Below are 26,141 nucleotides of genomic sequence, written 5' to 3' on the forward strand. Positions count from 1 at the left end.
CAGGCGCGACCACAAGGAATGGCAAATTTTCTTGCAAATTTCGCAATTTCAGATGAACAAGACCCCATAGAATTAGGGGAAACCATGCCAGCCTATCGTTCTCGCACCACCACCCACGGCCGCAACATGGCGGGCGCTCGCGGCCTCTGGCGGGCCACGGGCATGAAGGATTCCGACTTCGGCAAGCCGATCATCGCCGTGGTGAACTCCTTCACCCAGTTCGTGCCGGGCCATGTCCACCTGAAGGACCTGGGCCAGCTTGTGGCGCGGGAGATCGAGAAGGCCGGCGGTGTCGCCAAGGAGTTCAACACCATCGCGGTGGATGACGGCATCGCCATGGGCCATGACGGCATGCTCTACTCCCTGCCCTCCCGCGAGCTGATCGCGGACTCGGTCGAGTACATGGTCAATGCCCATTGCGCCGACGCGATGGTGTGCATCTCCAACTGCGACAAGATCACCCCCGGCATGCTGATGGCCGCCATGCGCCTCAACATCCCGGTGGTGTTCGTCTCGGGCGGTCCGATGGAAGCCGGCAAGGTCGTGCTCAACGGCGTGACCAAAAAGCTCGACCTCGTGGACGCCATGGTGGCCGCCGCCGACGACAAGATCGCCGACGAGGACATCAAGGCCATCGAGCGCTCCGCCTGCCCCACCTGCGGCTCGTGCTCGGGCATGTTCACGGCCAATTCCATGAACTGCCTCACCGAGGCGCTCGGCCTGTCGCTCCCCGGCAACGGCTCGACGCTCGCCACCCACGCCGACCGCAAGCGCCTCTTCGTGGAGGCCGGCCACCTGATCGTCGATCTCGCCCGCCGCTATTACGAGCAGGACGACGAGACCGTGCTGCCGCGCTCCATCGCGTCTTTCGCGGCTTTCGAGAACGCCATGACGCTGGACATCGCCATGGGCGGGTCGAGCAACACGGTGCTGCACCTGCTGGCCGCCGCCCACGAGGCGGAAGTGAACTTCACCATGGACGACATCGACCGTCTGTCGCGCCGGGTGCCGGTGCTGTGCAAGGTCGCGCCTGCCATCGCCAACGTGCACATGGAAGACGTGCACCGTGCCGGCGGCATCATGGGGATCCTGGGCGAGCTCGACCGCGCAGGCCTTCTCGACACCTCTGTGCCGACCGTTCACGCCGAGACCATGAAGACAGCCCTCGACCGCTGGGACGTGCGGCGCACGAACTCCCATGCGGTGCACGACTTCTTCCGCGCAGCCCCCGGCGGCGTGCCGACGCAGACCGCCTTCAGCCAGGAAAGCCGCTACGACAGCGTCGACACCGACCGCGCCGCCGGCGTGATCCGCGACGCGGAGCATGCCTTCTCGAAGGATGGCGGCCTCGCGGTTCTCTCCGGCAATCTCGCGCTCGACGGCTGCATCGTAAAGACCGCCGGCGTCGACGAGAGCATCCTCGTATTCTCGGGTCCTGCCATCGTGTTCGAGAGCCAGGACGATGCGGTGAGCGGCATTCTCAACGGCAAGGTCAAGGCCGGCGACGTGGTGGTCATCCGCTACGAGGGACCGCGCGGCGGCCCCGGCATGCAGGAGATGCTCTATCCCACGAGCTACCTGAAATCGAAGGGCCTCGGAAAGGCCTGCGCGCTCATCACCGACGGGCGCTTCTCGGGCGGCACATCGGGCCTGTCCATCGGCCACGCCTCGCCGGAAGCCGCCGAGGGCGGCACCATCGGCCTCGTGCAGGACGGCGACCGGATCGAGATCGACATCCCGAACCGCCGCATTCATCTGGCGGTGGACGAGGCCGAGCTCCAGCGCCGCCGCGCCGAGCAGGAGGCCAAGGGCTGGCAGCCGGCCCAGCCGCGCAAACGCAAGGTGTCGGCGGCCCTCAAGGCCTACGCTATGCTCGCCACCAGCGCCGCCAAGGGCGCCGTGCGGCAGATCTGAAGCGAGGGAGCCCGGCAGGACCGGGCTCCTCCCGTGCTCGCCATGTGCGAAAACGCACACGATCTTGGCCATTTTCCTGAGCCAGGACCGTTTTCCTCCCTGAACGAGGAGTACCCCGACCACCCGCACCTCCTAGCTGACGCGTTACACAATAACGCAAGGGAGGAAGTGCCATGTCGGGTCGAGGCGACACAGGTTCGGGTGTTTCAATGCGTGGGAGGCGGTCAGGCACCCATTCGGCCACCGTCACAATCCCATGGATCGGACGCCCCTCCGCCACAAGCATTCTGGCCTTGAGCCTTGCAACGATGGGATCCGTTAGTTCGGCGCAGGCGGCCTGCACACCCAGTGCCGTCAATGGTGTGACACGGGTTATCTGCTCAGGCCCTACCAACAACCATTACTGGGCGCCCGAGAACACGATCTCCACGGTTCAAGTGCAGGCCGGCACCGTAATGGATGTCATCGAGGCGGCGATCCGCGTGAGAGCCGGTAGCACGGTCACCATCGAGAACGGCGCCACCATCACCGTGACCGGCGGCAATGCGGACGACGCCTACAATGCCATCTATGCGGGAGGCAACGACAGCACGATCACCAACAACGGCTCGGTCTCGACCACGCAGAATTCCGTCGACGGCCTGGAGGCGACAGGCAGCAGGAACACCCTCGTCAATGCCGGTCGCGTATCGACTCAAGGCACATCGTCGGAAGCCATCATCGCGCGCGGCCAGAACAACGTTCTGCGCAACAGCGGCACCCTGGAAACATCGGGCTCCTCGGCGCGCGGCATGATCGCGGAAGGCCACAACAACAGCTTCGTCAATTCGGGCACGATCCGCACCACGGGCGCCGGCGGCGAAGGAATTCGCGCGGATGGCGGCGGCACGGCGAACGCGGCCGAGAACGTCACGATCAGCAACAGCGGCACCATCACGACGAGCGGCTACACGGCTGACGGAATCCGGCTGATCGGCAACAACGGCACGATCACGAACGACGGCACGATCACCGCATCGGGGCTCGAGGCGCGCGGCATCAAGGTCGAGGGCAACGGCAACCGGGTCGATAACCGCGGCACCGTGCAGGGTTTGGGCGACGACGGCGAGGGCCTCTACATCATCAGCAGTACCGGGCAGACCAACACGATCGTCAACCATGCAGATGGCAGGATCATCAGCCGTGACGAGGTGGCCGTGCGCGGCCGGCACGGATCGGAGTTGATCGAGAATTTCGGCACGATCCGCACGCAAGCCACGCAGGGCACGGCGATCAATCTGGGCGATGGCAACGATTCGCTCCTCATCGGCGCGAGTTCGACAATTGAGGGCCATGTCCGCGCAGGCGCGGGCACGGACACGTTCAAGCTCGGCGGCCAGACGAACGCCACCTTCGACATGCGCGAAATCGGCGCGAGCGCCAAGTACCGCGAGTTCGAGCGCTTCGAGAAGGTCGACACCTCCACCTGGACCACGGAGAACGACAACAACGCCGCTATGCCCTGGGCTGTGCGCGAGGGCACGCTCCTCGTGACCGGCAGCATGGGCGGATCGGACATGACCGTGCATCGCGGAGCCACCCTCGGCGGCACCGGCACCGTGGGCAGCATCGATGCGCTCTCGGGCAGCATCCTGTCTCCCGGCATCGATGGCGCCACGAGCCGCGCGGGCGTCGGCGACATCCGCACTTTGAACGTCAGGGGCGACGTCAACATCGCGTCCGGCACCACCTACCGGGTCGACCTCAACAACCGCTTCGAGAGCGACCGGATCGTGGCGAACGGGCGCGCCACGATCCAGGGCGGCACGGTCGAGGTCCATGCGGAACGGGCCGCCTATTCGCCGGGCCGCTGGACCATCCTGACGGCGCAGCGGGGCGTGACGGGCCAGTTCAGCGGCGTGGACGACCTGATCTTCTTCCAACCGCTCCTGACCAAGGACGCCAACAACGTCTATCTTGAGCTTAGGCCGAATATCTTCGATCCTGGGACCCCTACCGATCCAGGCAACCCTCAAGAGCCGATCAGTCCTGAAAATCCTCCGGATCCTTCCACTCCCCTGCAGCCCGAGATCACACCACCGATTACGATCCTGCACCACGAGAACCTGTTCCGCGCGGCCATTCTCTGCCGCCTGCGCTGCTCATCCTCCGATGCCATGGGAGCCATGCCGTCCTTCGTGGCGATTGACTCCGTGCCGGTTCGCTACGCGGCGGATCTCCCCGGACGGAACGCCTTGGCGGCCGCTCCGGTCGCCGAGGCTCCGGCCTCGCGGGGAACCGGCTGGGGCGTGTGGGGCAAGGTGCTCGGCTCCTACGGGCGCACCGACGCGACGCCGACCTCCTCCGCCATGGAGCGGAGAACCGGCGGCATCGTAGTCGGCGTGGACGGTGGGCTCGGCACGCCCTACCGCCTCGGCATCGCGGCGGGTTATCTCGCCACGTCGTTCGACATCGACGCGGCCGCCGCCTCAGGGAACGTCGACAGCTTCCACATCGGCGCCTACGGGTCCGCCGCCTTCGGGGACTGGAGGCTGCGCGGGGGCGTGGCTTATGCCCACCACGAAATCGAGCTCGCCCGCGGCGCCGTGGCCGGCCGCTTCCAGGGCGGTGAAACCGACACCTCCGCCGATTCCGTGCAGGTCTTCGGGGAGGTCGGCTACACGTTCCGGCTGTCGGACCGTGTCACCCTGGAGCCTTTCCTGGGACTCGCCCACGTGCACGTGAGCAGCCACGATGTGGTGGAGAACGCCTCGCCCTTCCGGGCGACCGGTGAGGTGGCCTCGTTCGACACCACCTATTCCACCCTCGGGGCGAGGCTGGTCGCGACCATGCCGACCGAGGCCGGAATTGTCACCTTCAAGGGCATGCTCGGCTGGCGCCATGCCTTCGGGGACGTGGCCCCCGAGGCGCGCTTCACCGTCGATGGCTTCCCCACACCGTTCCTTGTGGTCGGTGCGCCCATCGACCGCGACAGCCTCGTGGTGGAGGCCGGCCTGAACTGGCAGGTGAACGAGACGGTCACGCTCGGCGTCATGTACGACGGCGCCATCGGGCAGCGCGACCAGGAGCATACCCTGCGCGGAAGCTTGAGCGTGCGGTTTTGAGATTCGGCAGGCTGCGGTGGCCCTGCCCGCCGCAGCCAAAGGTCTCAGGGCAGCAATCCTGCCTTGACGAAACAGTATCGCCTGGAGTCCAGTGGCCCGATCAGCCTCAGGATTCCCGATGACCCGCCTTCTATGGATCGCCAGCCTCTTCTTGCTCATGGGGCCGGCCGTGGCCCAAACCCCGCCGGAGGACAGGCCCCTCCGGCTCACCGTCCGCCCGTCCGGCGTTGAGCCGGAGGTCAACGAGGCCATCGAGAGGCAGCAGAAGCTCCTCAAGCGCCTGGAGCGCAGCAACCATATGGTGCGCTCGATCTGCATCAATTGCGGCGATGAGTGGAAGCACCAGATCTATGCCCCGTTCGATCCTTATGCTGCCCTGGGCCGTGCCGCTCAACCGTCCGACGACGCCGGTAACTAAGTTTGCTAGCTGACCTTTGGCCGCGCCGGTAACTTGTTGAGAAGGTTTTCCGGAACCTCTATATCCAGGGAGGTCGAGGACGACCTCGATCTCATGACCAACGGTAGGGACGGCCCTGCCTATGACGGAGGTCCTGTCATGGCATGGACTTGGCTGACGCTTGCCGGATTGTTCGAGATCGGCTGGGCCATTGGCTTGAAGTACACCGACGGCTTCACCCGGCCGATTCCTTCGGTTTTGACGGCTCTCAGCATGGTGGTCAGCGTCGTCCTTCTCGGCCTTGCCCTCAAGACCCTGCCGGTCGGAACGGGCTACGCCGTCTGGACCGGGATCGGCACCGTTGGAACCGCCCTGCTTGGCATCCATTTGTTCGGCGAACCGGCAACCGTGATGCGCCTGGTCTGCATCGGCCTCATCGTCTCAGGGATCCTCGGCCTGAAGTTAGCTTCAGGCTAGCCTGGATCTGTATGATGGGGGCGTCATGACCACATTTGCTCAGAAAAGGCCGAGATCCTCGGCGCGAGGCCTCCGGGTCTTCGTGCTCGTGGTCTGCCTTGTGATTCTGGGCTTGGAGGGTTGGCGCTACTGGCACGATCGGGGGCACGAGTTCGAACGGATCCGGGCCGAGACCCTGAATCTCGCCAAATCCCTGACCCAGCATGCCCAGGACACCTTCGAGCTTGCGGACGCGCTCCTGGTGGATGTGGTGGACCGGGTGGAGACGGGCGGCATCCTGCCGGACGCCATCGCGCGTCTGGATGTTTTCCTGGTCGAGCGGGTCCAGCCGCTCCAGCGCATCAAGGCACTGAGCATCTTTGGCGATGACGGCACTCTTCTAAGCAGTTCGCTGCCTGGGCACCGCGGTCGGGTCAATATCGGCACCCTCGCCTTGTTTGAGCATCACAGAACGTCAACCAGCGTCGACTGGTTCGTCGGGCCCCTGATCCGCGATCCGCTCGGCGGCGATTGGATCCTGACCATCTCGCGGCGCTTCAACAAGCCCGACGGGAGCTTCGGCGGCATCGTCCAGGCGAGCATTCCGCCCCGCTATTTCGGAAATTTCTTTGGCCGCTTCGATGTCGGCCAGCAGGGTTCGATCACCCTCCTTCACCAGAACGGAACGATCCTCTCGCGCTACCCCTATATCGAGCGCGGGATCGGATCCAACATCCTGAATGACCCGCAATTCAGGAACGCGAAGGGCTCCGGAAACTACGATTATGCCTCTCCGATCGATGGGCAGATCCGCATCGGCGGCTATCAGCGCAACCACATCTTTCCCGTCGGCGTGATTGCCGCCGTCGGCCGCGACGAGGCTTTCGCGCGTTGGAACGAGGAGTTCGTTTTCCGGAGCATCATCATCGGCCTGCTCATCCTGACGATCGGCTCGCTCGGCTGGATTCTTGCAGGAGCCCTGCGACGACGGGAGCAGGCGGAAGCCGAACTGGCCATCCTGGCCACCACCGACGGCCTGACGGGCCTGGCCAACCGCCGGACCTTCGACAGGCAGCTCGAAGCGGAATGGCTCCGCGCTGCGCGTCAGAAAACCCCCATGTCTCTGCTCCTGATCGACGTGGATCAGTTCAAAGCCTACAACGACATTTATGGGCACCAGGCCGGGGACGAATGCCTGCGGACCATCGCAAAGACTATTGCCGAAGCAGCCCGCCGGCCCGGCGATCTGGCGGCGCGCTACGGCGGCGAGGAGCTCGCCATTCTCCTGCCGGGAGCAGACGAGGCCGATGCGGCGGCGATCGCTGAGAATTTGCGCGCGAAGATCGAGTCCCTTCGCGTGCGCCACGAGGCCAACCCGCCGAGCTGCATCCTCACGATCAGCATCGGCAGCGCCACCCGGATCCCAAGCCTGGATCGCTCCCGCATCCGCCCGGACGACCTGATCACGCTGGCGGATTCCGCCCTCTATCGCGCCAAGCAGAACGGGCGCAACCGCGTCGCCAGCGAGAAGGCCGCCTGATCGGGCGGCCTTTGGTTAGAAAACATACTCGCTGAAGGCAGGCTTCACCGACCCACTCCATGCGCCGTGATAGCGCTCCAGCAGGTGCTCCGCCTGGGTGCGGCCGGATGTGACGATCTCCTCCGCATAGGCCAGATGCCGCGTCTCGTCGCGTCCTGCTTCGTCGAGGCAGGCGCGGCGTGCGAGACCCGCGCGCGAGAGCGCCAGCGCGTCGCGGGCGACATCCTGTGCGGAGCGACCGGCAATGCTCGCCTTGAGGGCCAGCTTCGGCACGTCCGCGCGCAGTTGCTCGCGCTGCTCCGCACTCCAGGCCTTCACCAGCTCCCAGGCGCCATCGAGGGCCGCCTCGTCGTAGAGGATTCCGGTCCAGAAGGCGGACAGCGCAACGATGTGCTCGAGATTGCCCACATCCGCGCCGCGCATTTCGAGATACCGCTTGAGGCGCACTTCCGGGAACAGGGTCGAGACGTGGTTCGCCCAGTCCGAGCGCGTGGCGCGCTCGCCCGGCATCTGCGCGAGCTTGCCGGCGAACAGGTCGCGGAAGGATGCGCCCGCCACATCGTGATAGGTCGCGTCGCGCTTGACGAAATACATTGGCACGTCGAGCGCCCAATCCACATAGCGCTCGTAGCCGAACCCATCCTCGAAGGCGAAGGCCATCATGCCCGTGCGGTTTCTGTCCGTATCGAGCCAGATGTTTGACCGCATGGACAGGTAGCCGTTGGGCCTGCCGTCGGTGAAGGGCGAGTTGGCGAAGATCGCGGTGGCGATCGGCTGCAGCGCCAGGGAGACGCGCAGCTTCTTCACCATGTCGGCCTCGGAGGCGTAGTCCATGTTCACCTGCACCGTGGAGGTGCGGTACATCATGTCGAGCCCGAGGGAGCCCACCTTCGGCATGTAGTTCGTCATGATGCGGTAGCGCGCTTTGGGCATCACGGGCGTCTCGGCCCGTGTCCAGAGCGGGCTCATGCCGAGGGTGAGAAATCCAACCCCGAGCTTCTCGCCCACAGCCTTCACATCCGCGAGATGCTGAGCCGTCTCGCGGGCCGTATCATGAAGATTGGCAAGCGGGGCGCCGGACAGCTCGAACTGACCACCGGGCTCCAGCGAGATCGCACCGCCGTCCCGGTCGTCGGCCAAGCCAATGGGATGGCCGTCCTCCATGATCGGCGCCCAGCCGGTGCGCTCCTGCATGCCTTCCAGCAGGGCCCGAATGCCCTTAGCCCCGTCATAGGGAACGGGCGAGAGATCGGCTTTGTAGAAAGGAACCTTCTCGTGCTCGGTGCCGAGCCGCCACGACTCACGCGGCTTCTCGCCGGAGGCGATCCATTCCACGAGCTCCGACCGCGCACCAATGGGGGTCGTATCGGATACGTCCCGCGCCATGCATCACCTCATCAAAAAGCGCGTTCAAGGCGCGCCGACTCAGGGTCGGGACTCAATAAGGGGCTTAACGCCAAGGTGCAATGAGAGAACGGGTGGGAGCCTGCAGGAATGCATGAGGAGACAACCATGAAGTGAGGCCTGCCCCCGGCTCTGCGACATTAATCCCGAAGGAAGACAGCGCCTCCCCTCCGTTCGAAGAGGAGAAACTAGGATGCCCTTAGGGTAGAAGCAAGCACGGCCTTTCCTGGGTTTTACCTTTCCAAGGCCGAGAGTTTCTGGCTGACCCTGTGGCGTCAGGTGTTTTCGCGCACCTCATGAGTCAAGTCTGTGTGGTTAGTGTTATGTTGTATAGTTTCAAGCAGCGATGGCGCTGGCACTAGGGAGTGATGTTCATGCCTACACCTATTCTGGTTGGACCCGAAATTGAGTTGGTCGCTGGACGTATCCGATCTTTGACAGCCCTTGCGAACGGGAGCTTCGTGACGACCACATCGACGGTCGATGTAGGCGGCGTAGGAAATGTCTACACTCACAAAGCGAACGGCAGCTTCAAGAGCGTGACTCTCTTGAACGACCCCAGCTCAAGCATTAACGAGAGCCGGTGGAGCACTTCTGCTTTGATCGATGGCGGTTTTGCGGTTTCCTGGAGTGAGGAAGTCAGGGACCCCAATACTGATCTCGGCTGGCGGTTCGATATCAAAACAGCTCTCTATAACGCGAATGGAAGCGCCAGGACGGGAGCTATTCTGGTCAGCAGCGAGCTCGCAGAAGCGCAAAACGCCACGATCACGACCCTCAGCAATGGGACCTTCGCCGTATTCTATACAAGCGAAGCCAGCGACTCGAACGATGTTTTCGTCAGGATGTTCGCGTCCAATGGAACACCGTTAGGCGCCTCCGTCCAGGTCAATACGGCGAAAGCAAACGGTCAGGACATGCCGGCCGCTGTGGGGCTCAAGAACGGCTCTCTGGCTGTCGTGTATGAGGACGACAGCAATATAGCTCGCACGACGATCCGTGCGAAAATCATCACGAATGGCAATCAGTCAGCCGAATTCGAGATCTCTGATCTCGCATCCGGAGGTGGTGTAGGCAACCAGAACGACCCTCAAATCGCCGCGCTGGCGGACGGTCGTTTCGTGGTGACATGGACTGACAACACATTTAGCGCGTCGTCCAAGGACGGCAGTGGTGGATCCGTACTCGGCCGCATCTACAACGCTGATGGGTCTGCTGCGACGGGCTCGTTCGTCGTTAACACCACCACAGCTTGGCATCAGGGCTACTCGTCTGTGACCGCTCTCAAGAACGGCGGCTTCGCAGTTGCCTACATGAGCGATCCCGATGCCACGGGTATTCCGGATGAGGACGGCGATATCCACGTGCAGGTCTTCAATGCTGCAGGGCAGAGAGACGGGGCGGAGGTCCGTGTCAACACGACCACCCGCGGCACCCAGACCAACCCCGTGATCACAGAACTGGGTGATGGACGTCTCGTCGTCTCCTGGGATGACCAGCCGCTCAAGACTGCTTATCCCAACGTCCGCTACCAAATTCTGGATCCGAGGGGCTCCAGCGTCTCCCTCGACGGCACGGCCGGAGCCGACGAGTTCATGGGCACTGCCGGCGCGGACCGGCTGAAGGGCCAAGGCGGCAACGACGTGCTCGACGGTGTTGCGGACAACGACACGATCTACGGCGATGCCGGCAACGACTAGCTGTTCGGCGGCCTCGGCAACGACAAGCTCTATGGTGGTTTGAGCAAGGACACCTTCGTGTTCAACACCGCCACGAACAAGCGCACGAACGTGGACAAGATCTACGACTTCAAGTCCAAGGATGACAGCATTTGGCTCGACAACGCCATCTTCACGAAGCTGGGCCGGGGCACCGATGCAGGCGTCAAGTTCAAGTCGAAGATGTTCAAGGAAGGCACGAAGGCCACGGATCGGGACGATCGCATCGTGTATGATAAGAAGTCGGGCTTGCTCTACTACGACCAGGACGGCTCCGGCTCCAAGGCACAGGTGAAGATCGCCACCCTGACCAACAAGACAAAGCTATACTACCACGACTTCTTCGTCATCTGACGGAAGACGCAGGATCGATACCATGCCGCCCGGCTTGCGCCGGGCGGCATTTTTCATGAGGGCATCAATGCCGGAACGCCGGCTCCCCTGTCGTTTCCGCGCTGAGCCAGTCGACCACGCCGGCGAGTGCGTCCCGGTTCGACAGGCCACGGCCGACCGCCTCGGTATAAAGCGTCAGCTGCTGGTCGGCGCTGGTGCCGCGGGCGACGATCCAGCGGGCGAGATCGAGCTCGCGCTGGCAGCCGAGTTCCCGGGCATCCTCGGCCACGAGATCCAGGGTCTCGTCGAGAATCTCGCGAACCGGCCGGGCCGTGCGGGTCTTCTCGTCGACGAAGCTGCCGTGGATGCCGTAGCGCTGGGCGCGCCAGCCGTTCTCGTCGTTGATGGCGCGCGAAGCGCCGGTCTGGCCGGCATTGAGCGTGGTATCGAGGCTGAGCCGGCGCACAAGGCAGCGATAGAGCGCCGCGATCGCGATGGTGTCGTCCACCCGCGTGCAGCTGTCGGCCACGCGCAGCTCCAGGGTCGGGTGCTTGAGCGACGGCCGGATCACCCACCAGACATAGCTGGAATTCTCGATGGCGCGGGCGGCCACCAGCGTGTCGATGTAGCGCTGATAATCCTGCGCGCTCTCGAACAGGTCAGGCAGGCCCGTGCGCGGCAGCTCGCGGTAGGCCGCCAGCCGGTAGCCGAGAAGGCCCGTGCGCTGCGCCTGCCAGAAGGGCGAGGAGGTGGAGAGCGCGAGCAGCAGCGGCAGGTAGGGCTGGATCCGGTTCATGATGTCCACGCGCATGCCGAGATCCGGCACCTCCACGTGGACATGCATGCCGCACAGCACGTTGCGACTCCCGAGCATCTGCAGGTCGTGCATCACCTTGCCGTAGCGTGGCTGCGCCGTGGGGCGCACGCGCGACCAGACGGCGAGCGGATGGGTGCCCGAGGCCATGATGGACAGGTTGAAGTCGCGGGCCACGGCCCCGACCGAGGATCTCAGGCCGGCCAGCTGAGCGCGGGCGTCGGCCAGCTCCAGGGACGGCTTGGTGGCGATCTCAAGCTGCGGCTCCAGCATCTCGGGCTGGATGTCGCCCGAAACCCGATCCCGGCAGGCGGCGAAAAACTCCCTGATCTTGCCTTTGGCGATATCCCGTCTGGGGGCATCGTTGACGAAGTACTCTTCCTCGATGCCGAACTTGAAGTCCCAGCTCATTTCCTCGTGTCCTCTTATTATGCAGAAATGATCTTATCCGTGTGCGGACCGGCCTGCAGCGATCGCCCAAACTCCGGCTCAATGGGGCCGGAATGGGGCGAAGCGGCGTAAAACTGCTAAGCTTTTGAGGCTAGAGGCAGATTGGCTTGAGCCGTCGTCGGACGGTGAGATCAGTTCCAATCGCCGAGCACGGACTGAACGATTGCCAGTGCGGCCACAGCGGCTGTGTCGGCACGCAGGATTCGCGGTCCCAACGATACGCAAACACATCTTTCGCGGGCAGCGACAAGCGCTCTCTCCTGATCGGTGAACCCTCCTTCGGGTCCCACAATAACGACGAGACCATCTTGAATGTTCCCAAGCTTGGCCAGAGCCTCGACCGGGTTCGAAACCGGCGCGTTCTCATCGCAGAAGATCACCAGGCGCTCTTTCTCCAAACCCTTGAGAAAGCGCTCCAAATTCTCTTCCTCGCGCACCTCCGGAATCGCCAGGATTCCGCATTGCTCGGCGGCCTCGATGGCGTTGCTGCGCATCCGGTCAAGGTTGACCCGCGAGCTCTGGGTCCGCTGCGTTAGGATCGGCTGGAGAACGCCTGCCCCCATCTCCACGGCCTTCTGGACCATGTAGTCGAGGCGGGCGTGCTTGAGGGGGGCGAAGGCATAGACGATGTCGGGCGCCGGGCTCTGCTCGCGGGTCCGCTCCACGCAGACGAGGTCGGCAGCCTTGCGGCCCTCCACCGAAACCTCGGCACGCCACTCCCCGTCCCGCCCGTTGAAGATCAGGACGGAATCCCCGTCCTTGAGGCGCAGGACGTTCACAAGATAGTTGGCCTGCCCCCGGTCGAGAGCGATCCTGGCATCGACCTGAAGGGGCGCATCGACGAAGAGGCGGGGAGCGTTGAAATCGTATCCGGCCATGACAACCTTGCGCTGAGCAGCCCTTGCTGTATCAATTTCCTCCGCCCCGAGGGAGAGGGGCGGCCGGTTTGGTCACGGGAAATTCAGGTGCTGTATGGCACAGCTTGAGGCCGAGGCGACCATTCGCCTCTTGGCCTGACGGCCCTTCACCTGATAACAGAACGCAAGCATGCGAGACGTCGCACGCTTTTTAAGGGAATTTTGGCATGACGCATATCCGTTCGCATCTTCTGGCTGCGTTGGCCGTCGCTGGCTTCTTCATGAGCGCTCCTGCCTTTGCGCAGTCGAGCGCCTGCCAGGAAGGGCAGAAGATCCTGCAGGAACGCCAGGGCCTCATTCAGCAGATCAACAAGCTGACCGAAGGCGGCAAGAAGAAGCAGATCGACCCGCGCTCCGCCTGCTCCATTTTCACGAAGCTCGTGGCGAATGGCAGCGCCGGCGAGAAGTGGATGACCGAGAACAAGGATTGGTGCCAGATCCCCGACCAGGTGGTCGAGGGCTTCAGCAAGGACCACAAGCAGAGCCAGACCATCAAGGGAAATGCCTGCCAGGCCGCGGCCAAGATGGCCGAGATGGAAAAGCGCGCCAAGCAACAGGCGCAGCAAGCCCAGCAGGGCGGCATGGCAGGCAAGATGGGCGGCGGCCTGACCGGCACCCTGTCGATCCCGAAGGGCGCGCTCTAATCTGACCCCTCAGCCGTGATGGAGCGCCCTGCAGCGCCTTCCCTGCCCGATGCCGTGCGGGGCCATTGGGCCGAGCGGTGGGCGCCATCGAGGCTCAAACCCTACCTGCGCCTCGCCCGGATCGAGCGCCCCATCGGATGGTGGCTGCTGCTTCTGCCCTGCTGGTGGTCGGCGGCGCTTGCGGCGCTTCACGCAGGCCGGCCTTGGCCCGATCCGCTCCACTGCGTGCTCTTCCTGATCGGGGCTGTGGCTATGCGGGGCGCCGGCTGCACCTACAACGACATCGTCGACCGAGACCTCGACACCAAGGTCGAACGGACCCGCCAGCGCCCCCTGCCCTCGGGACAGGTCACGCTCAGGGGCGCCCTGGCCTTCCTGGCCCTCCAAGGTCTCGTGGGCCTCATCGCCCTGCTCCAGTTCAACGGCTTCGCCATCGCTACCGGCTTCGCCTCACTGGGCGTGGTGGCTCTCTACCCGTTCATGAAGCGCTTCTTCTGGATGCCGCAGATTGTGCTGGGGCTCGCCTTTGCCTGGGGAGCCCTCATGGGCTGGGCGGCCGCGTTCGGCTCTCTGAGCGTGGCGCCGGTCCTGCTCTACCTCGGCAGCATCGCCTGGGTGGTAGGCTACGACACCATCTACGCCCTGCAGGACATCGAGGACGACGAGGTCGTCGGGATCAAGTCCTCCGCCCGCTTCTTCGGCGAGCAGGTGAAGCAGGGCGTCGGCATCTGCTATGCGCTGACGGTGATCTTCATCACCCTGGCTCTCGTGCAGGCTAGCGCGGGGGCAATCTCGTTCGCCGGTCTTGCCCTGTTCGCCCTTCACCTGGGCTGGCAGGTGGCGCGGATCGACCGGGGCGACGGCGCCGGGGCGCTGCGGCTCTTCCGCTCGAACCGGGATGCGGGCCTGATCCTGTTCGCGGCGATCACCCTCGACTGCCTGATCTAGGCCCCGCAAGATCATTTTAAGGCCTTGCCTTTATCGCTTCCGAAAAGGCGGGGATCGGTGCGGTGGGATATGGTATCCCCTCCCGGGAAGCCCCATCTCAGGTTCGATGCTGACCCCCTCACCCCAAACCCTGACCGCCCTGGCCCCGGCCGTGCGCGAGGCCGCCCGCCGGGCGGGAGACCTGGCCCTGTCCTATTTCCGTGCCGGCGGGCAGACGGCCGCGAAGCTCTGGTACAAGGGCGGGAGTTCCCCGGTCACGGAGGCGGATATCGCCCTCGACACGTTTCTGAAGACCCATCTTGGCGAGCTTCTGCCCCAGGCTGCCTGGCTGTCCGAGGAGACCGCCGACGATCCGGTGCGGCTCGGGCATAGCCTTGTCTGGATCGTCGATCCCATCGACGGCACGCGGGCCTTTGCCTCGGGCCACCCGGACTGGGCGGTGTCGATCGCCTTGGTCAGGGACGGAAAACCCATTCTCGGAGTCCTGCATGCCCCCGGGCATGACCGCCTCTACGAGGCCCGGTTCGGAGAAGGAGCCTGGAGCAACGGCGAGAAATTGCGGCTACCCGAGGCGGAGATCCTTTCCGGACCGGCCCGCGTGGCAGGTCCCAAGCCCCTCGTGGACCGTCTCGAGCAGCACATCAACCCGCTCGAGCGCCTGCCCAAGGTGCCCTCGCTCGCCCTCAGGCTCGCCCGGGTGGCGGACGGCTCCATCGACATCGGGCTCGTGTCGGCCCATGCCCAGGACTGGGACATCGCCGCCGCCGATCTCATCCTGCAGGAGGCAGGCGGCCGCCTGACCGGGCTCGACGGAACGATCCCGGTCTATAACAAGCCCGCCCCTTCACACGATGAGATGATTGCCGTTGCGTCACGGTTGCATCCTCGTGCTATTGGGGCCATGAGAGCCTGAAGAATGATGGCTCCAATATAGCCTCTGTTTCACCAACCCTCGTCAGAAGAGCCCTATCACCATGACCGACACGCCTGGCAAGCAGCTCCTGCATCTGGTTTTCGGCGGCGAGCTCACCAGCCTCGAAACCACCGAATTCAAGGACTTGTCCAACCTCGACATCGTCGGCGTCTTCCCGAACTACGCCTCGGCCCATGCGGCGTGGAAAGCCCGGGCACAGGCGACCGTGGACAATGCGCAGATGCGCTATTTCATCGTTCATCTCCACCGTCTGCTGGATCCGCAGAACGGCTGATCCGGGGCACGATGGGTCTCGTCAAGCGCATCACCCGCTCCCGTGCGGTGCAGGAAGCCCTGGGCTTCCTCGTCGCTGGCTATCTCAAGCTCGTGCAACGCACGAACCGGTTCGTCATGGAACCGGCGGATGCCTATGACCGGATCGAGATGCCCGTGATCGCCGCCATGTGGCACGGGCAGCATTTCATGATCCATTTCGCCAAGCGGCCGCAGGACCGGGCGGCGAGCCTCGTCTCCCGCTCGGGCGACGGCGAGTTCAACGCCATCGCCTTGCGCCATCTCGGGGTCCGGGCCATCCGCGGCTCCGGCGCGCGCGGCCGCGACATCCGCAAGAAGGGCGGCGCCCAGGCCCTGCGCGCCATGCTGCGCGCCTTGAGCGAAGGCGAGATGGTGGTGATGACTGCCGACATCCCGAAGATCTCCCGCGTGTGCGGCTTAGGCATCGTCACCCTGGCGCAGCTGTCCGGCCGGCCGATCGTGCCGGTCGCCGTGGTCACGAGCCGCCGCATCGACTTCAACAGCTGGGACCGGGCCAGCATCGGCCTGCCCTTCGGCCGCGGCGCCATCGTGCTGGGCGAGCCCGTCCCGGTGCCGCGGGATGCGGACGAGCAGGCCCTCGAGCGCCTGCGCCAGAGCGTCGAGCGGGAACTGGACCGGGTGCACGAGCGGGCCTATGCACTGGTCGGCTCCAGGGATCCGGGGGCCAAGGCCAGCCCCATGCTTGCGGGAGGCTCCCGGGCATGAGGCTGCCCTTCACCTTCAGAACCTACCGAACGGTCGTGTCCATCCTGGAGCCCGCCGTCCTGGGCCTCCTCTACTGGCGCCAGCGCAAGGGCCGCGAGGACAAGACTCGTCTCGGCGAACGCCAGGGCCATCCCAGCAGGCAACGGCCCAAAGGCCACCTGATCTGGGTCCATGGCGCGAGCATCGGCGAGACCCTGTCCCTCCTGCCGGTGGTGGAGCGCATGACGCAGCGCGGTCTCGCGGTCCTGGTGACCTCGGGAACCAAGACCTCGGCTGGCCTCATTGCCCGGCGTCTCCCGCCCGGCGCCGTGCATCAGTTTGTGCCGCTCGACGTGCCACGTTATATAAGGCGCTTCCTGGAGCACTGGCAGCCGGACTTGGCCCTCATCGCTGAATCGGAAATCTGGCCCAACACGATCATGGCGCTCTCGGAGCGGGACATCCCGCTCGTCATGGTCAATGGCCGAATGTCGGACCGCTCGTACCACCGTTGGCAGAAGATGCCGGGCATCATCAGGGGCCTGCTCGAGCGTTTCGCCCTGTGCCTGACCCAGACCGCTGAAGATGCGGAGCGGTTGGCGCGGCTCGGCGCCCCGCGCGTGGTCGTGACCGGCAACATCAAGTTCGACGCGGCCCCGCCGCCGGCCGATCCGCGGGTGGTGGCGCAGCTCTCGGGGCTGATCGCGGGACGGCCGGTCTGGCTTGCCGCCAGCACCCACCAGGGTGAGGAAAGCGCCATCATTGCCGTTCACCGCGCACTGGCGAAACGTCACCCCCATCTTCTCACCATCATCGCCCCGCGCCATCCGCACAGGGGACACGAGGTTGCCGCCCTCGCGAGCCAAGCGGGCCTGCGGGCGGGCCGCCGGTCGCAAGGAATCCATCCCGACCGGGCCACGGACGTCTACGTGGTCGATACCGTGGGCGAGATGGGTCTGTTCTACCGCCTCTCGCCTATCGTGCTCATGGGCGGAACCCTCGTGCCGGTCGGCGGGCACAACCCCATCGAGCCTGCCAAGCTGGGAGCCGCCATCCTGCACGGTCCCCATATCCATGCGGCCGTCGAGATCTACGAAGCGCTCGACCGCTCCCGCGGGGCCCTGATGGTGAAGGACAGCAACGGCCTGGCGCGGGCGGTGAGCGAAATGCTCGGCAACGCCGCGCTCACCCGGGATATGGCCCGGGCCGCCGGAGACGCGGTTCAGGCGCTTGGCGGCGCGGTGGACCGCACCATGCAATCCGTCGAGCCCTTTATCGTGCAGGCCAAGTTGGGAGCCCGCCGCTGATGCGCGCGCCACGCTTCTGGTGGCAACCCTCTCCCTCATTGCAGGCGAACCTGCTGCGCCCGGTCGGCCTGGTCTATGGTTCCGTTGCGGCACGTCGGATGAAGCGGCGCGGCGAGCAGGTGGAACTGCCTGTCATCTGCATCGGCAACTTCACGGCGGGCGGCGCCGGCAAGACCCCGACCGCCATTGCAATTGCCACGATCCTGGATGCGGCCGGCGAAAATCCGGTCTTCCTGTCCCGGGGCTACGGCGGTAGCCTTGCGGGTCCCGTCAGGGTCCAGCCGCAGCACGGGGCTGGGGATGTGGGCGACGAGCCTGTTCTTCTGTCCCGCACCGCCAGAGCTATCGTGTCCCGCTCCCGCCCCGCCGGCGCGCGGCTCGCCTATGAGATCGGCGCAACAGTCGTCGTCATGGATGACGGGCTTCAGAACCCTTCGCTGATTAAGGATTGCGCCATCGCGGTGGTCGACGGCGCCACGGGCATCGGCAACGGACTGCCCCTGCCGGCCGGGCCGCTGCGGGCCCCGATGGACGCGCAATGGCCCCTGGTCGATGCCGTTGTGGTGATCGGGAATGGTGAGCCGGGGCGGCTGGTCGCCCTGGAGGCGGACGAGCACGGCAAGCGCGTCTTCACCGCATCGCTCGAGCCTGCGCCGGAGGCAGCCGAGGCGCTCAGGGGCCGGAGGGTGATGGCCTTTGCCGGCATCGGACGGCCGGAGAAGTTCTTCGACACCCTGCATGCCTGCGGGGCCATCGTGGACGTGACTCATGCTTTTCCGGACCACCACTCCTTCAAGGCGGAGGAGGTAGCGGCCTTGCGGCAGGAGGCCGAAAAACACGGGCTCCTGCCGGTTACGACGGAAAAGGATCTTGTGCGGATTGCCGATGCTTCGGCAGCGTGGCCCGAACTGATGGCACTGCCGGTGCGGCTGCGGATCGAGAACGAGACCGGGCTTCGCAACCTTCTCATGCGGCGCATCAACGAGCGGCGCCTGCGCGTGACCTGAAGCCGCCTATCCCTTAGCTGCGGCTTGCCCTGTGATGCGCATCATCACCGCCTCGGGCGAGGCATAGGCTTCCTGACGCTCGACGCTCCAGTACTTCAGCTCGTCCAGGGGGATCTCGGCCCCCGTTACCGCGCAACGCACATAGGCCCCGGGCTTCACCACCCGAAGATTGCTGTCCAGATATTGCACGACGGCCTCGCCGCCGCTGCGTTCGAACTTGTTCAACATGAAAGACATCGAAGGATTGCGTTGCGCTTATCCCTCACATAGGGGCTGCGCCGGGGGATTGCCAATCTTTCCTCAGAAGAGAGCGCCCTGCTCCTCCGCGGCCACGATCCTGGGCTTCGCAGGCCTCGGCCGCGAACCGATGCGCCCGCCGGTGGCGTCAGCCTTGCCGTCGGCGAATTCGAGCATCAGCGCCTGTCCGTCATGCACAGCCTCGGCAGAATTGAGCGGCCGCCCGTCCGCATCACGCACGAGGGCGAAGCCGCGCTTGAGCACCGACTTGTAGCTCAGGCTGTCGAAGAGCTTGGATACCGCCTCCAGCCGGTCGGACTTGCGGGCGATCTGGCCTTGCAATGCAGGGACAAGCCGCTCGGCCACCCGCTGGGCCGTCTCGGAGGCCTGCGCCAGGCGCGTCCTCTCGGCTCGAAGAAGAGTCTGGCGGGAAACGGCAAGCCTTTCTCCCGTCTGCTTCAGCGTTTCACCCTTCAGCAGAATGGAGCGGCAGACCGCATTGTGGGGGCGCGGCCCCACCGCATCGAGGCGGGCGCGCATGCGGGCCACGTTCGCCACCGGGGACACATGGGCGAGCTGGCGCGCCAGCTTGAGCAGCCGCTCCTCGTGCCCGCGGGCATTGCGGGAGAGCGCCGGATAGAGCTTGGTGGCGGCAAGATCGAGCCGCTGGCGCTTGGGCGAGAACAGCGCCTCCGCGCTCGGCATAGCCCGGGTCGTGGCGCGCAGGTCCGAGCGTCGCCGCTCGACGAGCCGCAGCGCCGCCTCCACATGGCGGCGGGACAGGTCGTTGACGGCGGCGATCAGCTCGACGCGCACCGGCACCACCATCTCGGCCGCCCCTGTGGGCGTCGGCGCGCGCACGTCGGCGGCATGATCGATCAGGGTCGTGTCGGTCTCGTGGCCGACCGCCGAGACGAGCGGAATGTCGCTCTCGGCCGCGGCACGAACCACGACCTCCTCGTTGAAGCCCCACAGATCCTCAATGGACCCGCCGCCGCGGGCGACGATCAGCACATCGGGACGCGGGATCCGCCCACCGGGCTCAAGAGCGTTGAAGCCCCGGATGGCGGCGGCGACCTCGGCCGCGCAGGTCTCGCCCTGCACCCGCACCGGCCACACCAGCACCCGGCGCGGGAAGCGGTCCTCCAGCCGGTGGAGGATGTCGCGGATCACCGCGCCCGTCGGCGAAGTGACGACGCCGACCATCTGCGGCAGAAACGGCAGGCGCCGCTTGCGCTCGGGAGCGAAAAGCCCCTCCGCGTTGAGCTTGCGGCGGCGCTCTTCCAAAAGCGCCATGAGCGCCCCGATGCCGGCGGGCTCAAGGCTTTCGACGACGATCTGGTACTTGGACGAGCCCGGGAACGTGGTGATGCGCCCGGTGGCGATGACCTCCATCCCCTCCTCGGGCCGGATCCTGAGCTTGGAGAAGGCGCCCTTCCAGATCACCGCATCGATGCGGGCATTCTGGTCCTTGATGCAGAAATAGGCGTGCCCCGACGAATGCGGACCGCGATAGCCCGACACCTCGCCGCGCAGGCGCACATGGCCGAACGCATCCTCCAGGGTGCGCTTGAGGGCGCCCGCGAGATCGGAGACCGACCATTCCTGGGCATTCGAGGGGGCTTTGTCTGCGAACATGCCGTGAACCTAATCCGCCCCCAGGGGGTCTGCCAAGGGCGCGGGCGCAACAGGCGGCGACAACGGCAACCTATCCCCTGAGGATTTCGCCGCGCCTCGAGGCCACTTGTTATCTGCCATCCGATATGAAACTTTGTTCTATAGTTCACATCGGCGGTTTTTGATGCTGCGTCACCTGTCTACCCTGATTGTTTCATTGGGCCTTTCTGCTTGCACCACGAGCGGATCTCAAAAACCTGAGATTGACGGGCATCAAGAGAGTCTCCGCACGGCAATAGCCCGTCTCACTCTGCAGACACCTGAATTTGGCTCGATCTCTGTCATCAAAGCCAAAATCATCAATGCCCGCATCAGCGCACCTTTGGAGAAGCGCGAGGCCTTTTCGGGCGAGGCATACACCTCCTATTGCATACACGGCGCCATCGAAAACCCGCTCTTCCCAATTCACCAGCAGGCCTACGCGGAAGCTCAGATCAAGGAACGTGGCGGTCAGCGCAAAATTCAAATCCACGCGAGCAGGCTGGCCTGTGGAGGCTCTGGCTTCGAGCCTTTTCCGGAAATCGAAGAGCTAAGTATCGCACGCTATCGTTCTTGAGACCCTCGGCTTCCAGGCTAAACCGGGGATAGCCAATTACGCTGTCTCTTGATCAGACCACAGGCCTTAGGAATCGTATTGGCTATGGTTTACATCCTGCTGGTCTATCTCCCGCTCCCTGGGCTTTTGACTCAGTGTTTGTGTGACCGTCTTCGGCTTCTGCAAGTGAAGCGCTCAGCGAACCTTTCCAACAACTCGCTTGAGGATTCAATTTGCGCCTGAGCTTCGGACCCCTTAATGCCTGCTGCCGCAGCATAGGGAGGCAAGCCCATGAACATTCTTCTCATCGGTTCCGGCGGACGGGAGCATGCCCTGGCCCGCGGCCTCCAGGCGAGCCCTCTCTGCGATAAGCTCCTGATCGCTCCCGGCAATCCCGGCACGGCGCAGCACGGCACCAACGTGGTCCTGGATGTCACCGACCATCGGGCGGTGATCGATTTCTGCCGGGTGATGAAGATCGATTTCGTCGTAGTCGGGCCGGAGGCGCCCCTCGTGGCCGGGCTCGTGGACGACTTGCAGGCCGCCGGCATCAAGGCCTTCGGACCGAGCAAGGCCGCCGCCCAGCTTGAAGGCTCCAAGGCCTTCACCAAGGATCTCTGCGCCGAGTTCAACATCCCCACCGCTGCCTACAGGCGCTTCACCAATGCAGAGACGGCGAAAACCTATGTGCGCAGCTACGGCGTGCCGATCGTGGTGAAGGCGGACGGCCTGGCTGCCGGAAAGGGCGTGGTGGTGGCCATGTCCTTCGAGGAAGCGGAGGCCGCCATCGACATGATGATCGGCGGCGGCCTGGGTGCTGCCGGGGCCGAGGTGGTGATCGAAGCCTTTCTCGAGGGCGAGGAGGCGAGCTTCTTTGCGCTCTGCGACGGCACCCGCGCCATTCCCTTCGGCACGGCTCAGGACCACAAGCGCGTGTTCGACGGCGACAAAGGCCCGAACACGGGCGGCATGGGCGCCTATTCGCCTGCCGCCGTGCTGACGCCGGACCTGCAGGCGCGCGTCATGCGGGAGATCATCGAGCCGACCCTTGCGGGCATGAAGGCACGGGGTACGCCCTATACGGGCATTCTCTATGCCGGCCTCATGCTTACCCAGAATGGGCCGCAGCTCATCGAATACAATGCCCGTCTCGGCGATCCCGAAACCCAGGTGCTGCTGCCGCGCCTGAGATCCGACCTTGTCGCCGCGCTGCTCGCCGCCTGCGACGGCATGCTGAACAGCATCTCGCTGCAATGGTCGGATGCGGCAGCGCTCACCGTCGTGATGGCGGCCAAGGGTTATCCCGGCACCGTCGAGAAAGGCTCGCAGATCAGTGACATCGATCGGGCCGAGGAACTCAACGACGTGATCGTCTTCCATGCCGGCACGAAGCAGGACGGCGACCGGATCGTCGCCTATGGAGGGCGGGTGCTCAACGTGACCGCCCTCGGCGCCACCATCACCGAGGCTCAGCGAAAGGCCTACGAGGCCGTGGACAGGATCGACTGGCCCGAGGGCTTCTGCCGCCGCGACATCGGCTGGCGGGCAGTGGAGCGTGAGCAGGGTTGATACGCACCTACCCCTATTGACTGATAACGTTAGGTAAGTTTTCTCTCGTCCGAGTTGCGCCTCTTTTTCCAGGGCCGCTGAATCAACTTTGGGGATTGGCGCTCTAGCTTATTATGGAGGTCATTTCATAACGCTGAGCGGCTGCCCCATGAGCGATGATCTCTTCCCCGGTTTCGAGAGCCACTGGATCGACACCGAAGTTGGGCGCATCTTCGCGCGCAGCAAGGGCAGCGGGAAGCCGCTGGTGCTGCTGCACGGTTTTCCACAGACGCATGCCATGTGGCACCACCTGGCACCGACGCTCGCCGAGACCCACACGGTCGTCTGCATGGACCTGCGCGGCTATGGCTGGTCCACGGCGCCCAGAGGGGATGCAAAGCACGAGGCCTATTGCAAGCGCACCATGGGCCGCGACGTGATCGACGTCATGGAAGCCTTAGGGCATGTGCACTTCGCCGTCGTCGGGCATGATCGCGGCGCACGTGTCGGCTACCGGCTCGCGCTGGATTATCCGGGCCGTGTCGAGCGCCTCGCGCTGCTCGATATCCTGCCCACCTATCACGTCTGGGAGCAGATGCGGGCCGGCGCGATCCCGGAAGCGCACTGGGGCTATCTCTCTCAACCTTATCCCAGGCCGGAGGAGGAGATCGGACGCGATCCGATTCCGTATTTCGAAGGATTGATGCGGCAATGGTCCGCCGCCGGCGACCTCAGCGCTTTCGATCATCGGGCGCTGGAAGCCTACTGGCAGAGCTGCAACGAACCCACCCGCATCCACGCATTCTGTGAGGATTATCGCGCCGGCGCCACGCAGGACGTCGAAGCCGATGAGGCCGACCTTGCCGCCGGCAAGACGATCGCCTGCCCGACATACCTGATCTGGAGTGATTTCTATCTCGTCAGCGGCCCGATGGGCCACGCGCAGAAGCCGATCGATATCTGGCGCCGCAGCTTTGCGCCCAAGGCGAATGGCATCGGCGTGACATCGGGGCACTTCGTGGCGGAAGAAAACCCAAGCGCAACCCTGGAGGCACTGCAGACCTTCCTCTCAGCTGAACCCTGACGATCTGCATCGGCTCACGCATCCGTAGAGAGAGGAACCTGTGATGCAAGCGGCACGTTCCACCGCTGCAGACAGGATCCCTTTCATGGCCAAGCATATTTCAGACCAGCCGAACGCGCAGGACTCATTGTCCGACACTGAAGTCATTCCCATCACGGAAGAAGAACTGCGCCTCGACAAGCGAGAGGTCATAACGGGCAAGGTTCGTGTCCGGACCAGCGTCGATGTCGAGACGGAGCTGGTCAAGGCCACGCTCGAAGGCGAGACCATCGAGGTGACCCGTGTTCCCGTCGACCGGATCGTCGAGCGCGCTCCCGAGGTTCGCACCGAGAACGATGTGACGATCATTCCCATCCTCGAGGAAGTTCTTGTCGTCGAGAAGCGCCTTGTCCTGAAAGAAGAACTGCACCTTCACAGGCGCAGGACCACTGAGAACGTCGAAGCTCCGGTGGAGCTTCGCAAGCAACGCGCCGTGATCGAGCGTGTGCCTTCCGACGATACGAACACATGAAAGCACGCGTGAGCAGCTTATCCGTAGGAACGAAGTCGACGAGCAGCAATTGACAGAGCAATGCGTCTGGCGCCGCGATTTTCAGTGATGCGGCACAAGCATTCTGAAGCACCGACATGTTTAGCAACCAAGCTGCCTTTGACAGCCTAGGGAGATTTTGCGCAATGGCCAAGACTGTAACCTGCCTCTTCGGCAGCGACTCTCAAGCTTCTTCCATCGTCCGTGAGCTGGAGCAATCGGGCATTTCGCAAGGCAAGATCTGCCTGTTCACCGCCTCCGGCAACAACCGTACTTGGGATGGCACCAGCGGCTTCGATGAGAGCTCCAGCGGATCGCATCATGACCGTGTCGAGAACTACCTGACCGCGAACGGCGTGCCGCACGACGATGCCCGCGCCTATGCGGAAGGCGTACGCCGCGGCCATGCTCTTATTGCCGTGCGCTGCGACGATGACGAGGTTGATCGCGTGGTCGATATTCTCGATGACGACGATGTTCTCGATCTCGACGAGCGGCAGGATGCCTGGCGGTCGGAAGGCTGGAACCACCAGGGTTCGGGCGTTGCGGATCTGGGTGCCACGGCGACGACGTCGGCCGGCATGATGGGCAGCGGCATGACAGGCGGCAGCGCCATGCGCGATCGCGACAACCTTCAGGATGATGGCCTTTACGCTCAGGGTAGCAGCTCGGATCGCGATGAGGTGATCCCGGTTGCCGAGGAAGAACTGCATGTGGGCAAGCGCGAGGTCAGCCACGGCCGCGTCCGCATCCGCTCCCACGTGACCGAGCGCCCCGTCGAGGAGCAGGTTTCTCTGAGAGAGGAACACGTGTCCGTCGAGCGCCGTCCGGCCGAGGGCACGCTGCGCACCGGCTCGATGAACGATGGCGACCTCTTCCGCGAGCGCTCCATCGAGATGGAGGAGCGTGCCGAAGAAGCCGTTGTCTCGAAGGAAGCCCGCGTGGTCGAGGAAGTGGTGGTGCGTAAGGACGCCGACCAGCGCACGCAAACGGTCTCCGACACGGTGCGCAAGACCGAGGTGGAGGTCGACGACGAGCGCAGCGCCGGCATCTCGCGCACCGGCACCACCGACAAGAACCGCTAGCTCGGCTTCATAAGGTGAGAGAAAGCCCGGGGCGCATCGCTCCGGGCTTTTTCATGCCGTTGTCACCGCCGTCCCTCAAAGAACTCCCGCAGCAAGGCAGCCGCCTCGCCTTCCCTGATGCCGCCATAGACCTCAGGGGCGTGGTGGCAGGTGGGCTGGTCGAAGAAGCGCACGCCGTTGTCGACCGCCCCGCCCTTCGGATCATGGGCTGCGTAATAGACCCGGCGGATGCGGGCGAAGGAGATCGCCCCGGCGCACATGGTGCAGGGCTCGAGCGTCACGTAGAGATCGCAGCCGGAGAGACGCTCGTCGTCGAGGGCCTCGCAGGCCCGGCGGATGGCGAGCATCTCGGCATGGGCGGAAGGGTCGCGCAGCTCCCGCGGCCGATTGCCGGCGGAGGCGACGATGCGGCCGTCCCTGACAATTGCGGCCCCCACGGGCACCTCCCCGCGTGCGGCCGCGGCGCGGGCCTCGGCGAAGGCCACGCTCATGGAGTCTTGTCCATGGGGATCAATGGGGTTTGAACCGGCGTTGTCCGTCACGTGCGTTTGCCCCTTACC

General features: G+C 64.6%; 25 protein-coding genes. 19 read left to right on the forward strand and 6 right to left on the reverse strand.

The window, feature by feature from the left end:
* Positions 1–84: 84 nt before the first annotated feature.
* The 5 genes from ilvD (at position 85) to JQC81_RS02330 (ending at position 7,411) form a co-directional block, all read left to right on the forward strand.
* On the forward strand, positions 85–1,914 hold the full coding sequence (ilvD, locus tag JQC81_RS02310) for a dihydroxy-acid dehydratase (protein ID WP_203270106.1): 1,830 nt from the start codon (positions 85–87) through the stop codon (positions 1,912–1,914).
* A gap of 308 nt (positions 1,915–2,222) precedes the next feature.
* Positions 2,223–5,018, forward strand: coding sequence for an autotransporter family protein (locus JQC81_RS02315; RefSeq protein ID WP_203270107.1), 2,796 nt, complete (start codon positions 2,223–2,225; stop codon positions 5,016–5,018).
* 118 nt (positions 5,019–5,136) lie between these two features.
* Positions 5,137–5,436 (forward strand): hypothetical protein, encoded by a 300-nt coding sequence (locus JQC81_RS02320; RefSeq protein ID WP_203270108.1) that lies wholly within the window; start codon positions 5,137–5,139, stop codon positions 5,434–5,436.
* Between the two features lie 138 nt (positions 5,437–5,574).
* The gene (sugE, locus tag JQC81_RS02325) at positions 5,575–5,892 is read left to right on the forward strand and encodes a quaternary ammonium compound efflux SMR transporter SugE (protein ID WP_203270244.1); all 318 of its coding nucleotides are present in this window, start codon (positions 5,575–5,577) and stop codon (positions 5,890–5,892) included.
* Between the two features lie 25 nt (positions 5,893–5,917).
* On the forward strand, positions 5,918–7,411 hold the full coding sequence (locus tag JQC81_RS02330) for a sensor domain-containing diguanylate cyclase (protein WP_203270109.1): 1,494 nt from the start codon (positions 5,918–5,920) through the stop codon (positions 7,409–7,411).
* A 15-nt stretch (positions 7,412–7,426) separates the two neighbouring features.
* Here the strand turns inward: JQC81_RS02330 and JQC81_RS02335 are convergent, their stop codons facing one another.
* A complete protein-coding gene (locus JQC81_RS02335; RefSeq protein WP_203270110.1) occupies positions 7,427–8,797 on the reverse strand; it encodes a glutamate--cysteine ligase in 1,371 nt (456 codons plus the stop codon).
* A gap of 479 nt (positions 8,798–9,276) precedes the next feature.
* Between JQC81_RS02335 and JQC81_RS34105 the strand changes: the two genes are divergently transcribed.
* A complete protein-coding gene (locus tag JQC81_RS34105; protein ID WP_203270111.1) occupies positions 9,277–10,515 on the forward strand; it encodes a calcium-binding protein in 1,239 nt (412 codons plus the stop codon).
* On the forward strand, positions 10,516–10,887 hold the full coding sequence (locus tag JQC81_RS02345; RefSeq protein ID WP_376772361.1) for a M10 family metallopeptidase C-terminal domain-containing protein: 372 nt from the start codon (positions 10,516–10,518) through the stop codon (positions 10,885–10,887).
* A 64-nt stretch (positions 10,888–10,951) separates the two neighbouring features.
* Here the strand turns inward: JQC81_RS02345 and JQC81_RS02350 are convergent, their stop codons facing one another.
* Positions 10,952–12,091, reverse strand: coding sequence for a carboxylate-amine ligase (locus JQC81_RS02350; protein WP_203270113.1), 1,140 nt, complete (start codon positions 12,089–12,091; stop codon positions 10,952–10,954).
* Positions 12,092–12,261: 170 nt separating this feature from the next.
* Complete coding sequence (locus JQC81_RS02355) at positions 12,262–13,008, reverse strand: 16S rRNA (uracil(1498)-N(3))-methyltransferase (protein ID WP_203270114.1); 747 nt, start codon at positions 13,006–13,008, stop codon at positions 12,262–12,264.
* Between the two features lie 206 nt (positions 13,009–13,214).
* Here JQC81_RS02355 and JQC81_RS02360 point away from each other — a divergent pair, with 206 nt between their 5' ends.
* The 7 genes from JQC81_RS02360 to lpxK all read left to right on the forward strand — a co-directional run bounded on the left by JQC81_RS02360 (position 13,215) and on the right by lpxK (position 18,886).
* Complete coding sequence (locus tag JQC81_RS02360) at positions 13,215–13,691, forward strand: hypothetical protein (protein WP_203270115.1); 477 nt, start codon at positions 13,215–13,217, stop codon at positions 13,689–13,691.
* 18 nt (positions 13,692–13,709) lie between these two features.
* Positions 13,710–14,639: a 4-hydroxybenzoate octaprenyltransferase gene (ubiA, locus tag JQC81_RS02365; RefSeq protein WP_203270116.1), complete on the forward strand. Its 930-nt coding sequence runs from the start codon at positions 13,710–13,712 to the stop codon at positions 14,637–14,639.
* A gap of 106 nt (positions 14,640–14,745) precedes the next feature.
* A complete protein-coding gene (locus tag JQC81_RS02370; protein WP_203270117.1) occupies positions 14,746–15,552 on the forward strand; it encodes an inositol monophosphatase family protein in 807 nt (268 codons plus the stop codon).
* A 61-nt stretch (positions 15,553–15,613) separates the two neighbouring features.
* Positions 15,614–15,847: a DUF4170 domain-containing protein gene (locus JQC81_RS02375; RefSeq protein WP_203270118.1), complete on the forward strand. Its 234-nt coding sequence runs from the start codon at positions 15,614–15,616 to the stop codon at positions 15,845–15,847.
* Positions 15,848–15,858: 11 nt separating this feature from the next.
* Positions 15,859–16,593 (forward strand): lysophospholipid acyltransferase family protein, encoded by a 735-nt coding sequence (locus tag JQC81_RS02380; protein WP_203270119.1) that lies wholly within the window; start codon positions 15,859–15,861, stop codon positions 16,591–16,593.
* Entirely contained in the window at positions 16,590–17,879 is a 1,290-nt protein-coding gene (locus JQC81_RS02385; RefSeq protein WP_203270120.1) for a 3-deoxy-D-manno-octulosonic acid transferase, read from the forward strand. Before JQC81_RS02380 ends, JQC81_RS02385 begins: the two co-directional genes overlap by 4 nt.
* Positions 17,879–18,886 carry a tetraacyldisaccharide 4'-kinase gene (gene lpxK / locus JQC81_RS02390; protein ID WP_203270121.1) on the forward strand — a complete coding sequence of 336 codons (1,008 nt, stop codon included), beginning with the start codon at positions 17,879–17,881 and terminating at the stop codon, positions 18,884–18,886. The genes JQC81_RS02385 and lpxK overlap by 1 nt, the downstream gene beginning before the upstream one ends.
* 6 nt (positions 18,887–18,892) lie before the next feature.
* On the opposite strand, the gene JQC81_RS02395 is transcribed toward lpxK, so the two are convergent.
* Positions 18,893–19,114 carry a DUF2093 domain-containing protein gene (locus JQC81_RS02395; RefSeq protein WP_203270122.1) on the reverse strand — a complete coding sequence of 74 codons (222 nt, stop codon included), beginning with the start codon at positions 19,112–19,114 and terminating at the stop codon, positions 18,893–18,895.
* Positions 19,115–19,186: 72 nt separating this feature from the next.
* Entirely contained in the window at positions 19,187–20,761 is a 1,575-nt protein-coding gene (gene xseA / locus JQC81_RS02400) for an exodeoxyribonuclease VII large subunit (RefSeq protein ID WP_203270123.1), read from the reverse strand.
* Between the two features lie 163 nt (positions 20,762–20,924).
* Between xseA and JQC81_RS02405 the strand changes: the two genes are divergently transcribed.
* From JQC81_RS02405 to JQC81_RS02425, 5 genes are all read left to right on the forward strand, one after another.
* Complete coding sequence (locus tag JQC81_RS02405; protein ID WP_203270124.1) at positions 20,925–21,356, forward strand: hypothetical protein; 432 nt, start codon at positions 20,925–20,927, stop codon at positions 21,354–21,356.
* 270 nt (positions 21,357–21,626) lie between these two features.
* On the forward strand, positions 21,627–22,904 hold the full coding sequence (gene purD / locus JQC81_RS02410; RefSeq protein WP_203270125.1) for a phosphoribosylamine--glycine ligase: 1,278 nt from the start codon (positions 21,627–21,629) through the stop codon (positions 22,902–22,904).
* 148 nt (positions 22,905–23,052) lie between these two features.
* The gene (locus JQC81_RS02415) at positions 23,053–23,967 is read left to right on the forward strand and encodes an alpha/beta fold hydrolase (protein ID WP_203270126.1); all 915 of its coding nucleotides are present in this window, start codon (positions 23,053–23,055) and stop codon (positions 23,965–23,967) included.
* Between the two features lie 85 nt (positions 23,968–24,052).
* On the forward strand, positions 24,053–24,478 hold the full coding sequence (locus JQC81_RS02420) for a YsnF/AvaK domain-containing protein (RefSeq protein WP_203270127.1): 426 nt from the start codon (positions 24,053–24,055) through the stop codon (positions 24,476–24,478).
* Between the two features lie 164 nt (positions 24,479–24,642).
* On the forward strand, positions 24,643–25,581 hold the full coding sequence (locus JQC81_RS02425) for a YsnF/AvaK domain-containing protein (protein ID WP_210347051.1): 939 nt from the start codon (positions 24,643–24,645) through the stop codon (positions 25,579–25,581).
* A 62-nt stretch (positions 25,582–25,643) separates the two neighbouring features.
* Here JQC81_RS02425 and JQC81_RS02430 read toward each other — a convergent pair whose 3' ends face one another.
* Entirely contained in the window at positions 25,644–26,072 is a 429-nt protein-coding gene (locus JQC81_RS02430; RefSeq protein WP_203270128.1) for a nucleoside deaminase, read from the reverse strand.
* Positions 26,073–26,141: the final 69 nt, after the last annotated feature.

The organism is Microvirga arabica, assembly GCF_016811235.1.
GTDB classification, from domain to species: Bacteria; Pseudomonadota; Alphaproteobacteria; order Rhizobiales; family Beijerinckiaceae; genus Microvirga; species Microvirga arabica.

Coding starts and splice junctions, on each gene's coding strand:
- JQC81_RS02425 (WP_210347051.1), top strand. CDS start 24,643: ATGGCCAAGACTGTAACCTGCCTCTTCGGCAGCGACTCTCAAGCTTCT.
- JQC81_RS02405 (WP_203270124.1), top strand. CDS start 20,925: ATGCTGCGTCACCTGTCTACCCTGATTGTTTCATTGGGCCTTTCTGCT.
- JQC81_RS02370 (WP_203270117.1), top strand. CDS start 14,746: ATGCTGACCCCCTCACCCCAAACCCTGACCGCCCTGGCCCCGGCCGTG.
- JQC81_RS02375 (WP_203270118.1), top strand. CDS start 15,614: ATGACCGACACGCCTGGCAAGCAGCTCCTGCATCTGGTTTTCGGCGGC.
- xseA (WP_203270123.1), bottom strand. CDS start 20,761: ATGTTCGCAGACAAAGCCCCCTCGAATGCCCAGGAATGGTCGGTCTCC.
- JQC81_RS02320 (WP_203270108.1), top strand. CDS start 5,137: ATGACCCGCCTTCTATGGATCGCCAGCCTCTTCTTGCTCATGGGGCCG.
- ilvD (WP_203270106.1), top strand. CDS start 85: ATGCCAGCCTATCGTTCTCGCACCACCACCCACGGCCGCAACATGGCG.
- JQC81_RS02350 (WP_203270113.1), bottom strand. CDS start 12,091: ATGAGCTGGGACTTCAAGTTCGGCATCGAGGAAGAGTACTTCGTCAAC.
- JQC81_RS02430 (WP_203270128.1), bottom strand. CDS start 26,072: ATGAGCGTGGCCTTCGCCGAGGCCCGCGCCGCGGCCGCACGCGGGGAG.
- JQC81_RS02335 (WP_203270110.1), bottom strand. CDS start 8,797: ATGGCGCGGGACGTATCCGATACGACCCCCATTGGTGCGCGGTCGGAG.
- JQC81_RS02355 (WP_203270114.1), bottom strand. CDS start 13,008: ATGGCCGGATACGATTTCAACGCTCCCCGCCTCTTCGTCGATGCGCCC.
- JQC81_RS02360 (WP_203270115.1), top strand. CDS start 13,215: ATGACGCATATCCGTTCGCATCTTCTGGCTGCGTTGGCCGTCGCTGGC.
- JQC81_RS02420 (WP_203270127.1), top strand. CDS start 24,053: ATGGCCAAGCATATTTCAGACCAGCCGAACGCGCAGGACTCATTGTCC.
- lpxK (WP_203270121.1), top strand. CDS start 17,879: ATGCGCGCGCCACGCTTCTGGTGGCAACCCTCTCCCTCATTGCAGGCG.
- purD (WP_203270125.1), top strand. CDS start 21,627: ATGAACATTCTTCTCATCGGTTCCGGCGGACGGGAGCATGCCCTGGCC.
- sugE (WP_203270244.1), top strand. CDS start 5,575: ATGGCATGGACTTGGCTGACGCTTGCCGGATTGTTCGAGATCGGCTGG.
- ubiA (WP_203270116.1), top strand. CDS start 13,710: ATGGAGCGCCCTGCAGCGCCTTCCCTGCCCGATGCCGTGCGGGGCCAT.
- JQC81_RS02395 (WP_203270122.1), bottom strand. CDS start 19,114: ATGTTGAACAAGTTCGAACGCAGCGGCGGCGAGGCCGTCGTGCAATAT.
- JQC81_RS02330 (WP_203270109.1), top strand. CDS start 5,918: ATGACCACATTTGCTCAGAAAAGGCCGAGATCCTCGGCGCGAGGCCTC.
- JQC81_RS02315 (WP_203270107.1), top strand. CDS start 2,223: ATGGGATCCGTTAGTTCGGCGCAGGCGGCCTGCACACCCAGTGCCGTC.
- JQC81_RS02385 (WP_203270120.1), top strand. CDS start 16,590: ATGAGGCTGCCCTTCACCTTCAGAACCTACCGAACGGTCGTGTCCATC.
- JQC81_RS02415 (WP_203270126.1), top strand. CDS start 23,053: ATGAGCGATGATCTCTTCCCCGGTTTCGAGAGCCACTGGATCGACACC.
- JQC81_RS02380 (WP_203270119.1), top strand. CDS start 15,859: ATGGGTCTCGTCAAGCGCATCACCCGCTCCCGTGCGGTGCAGGAAGCC.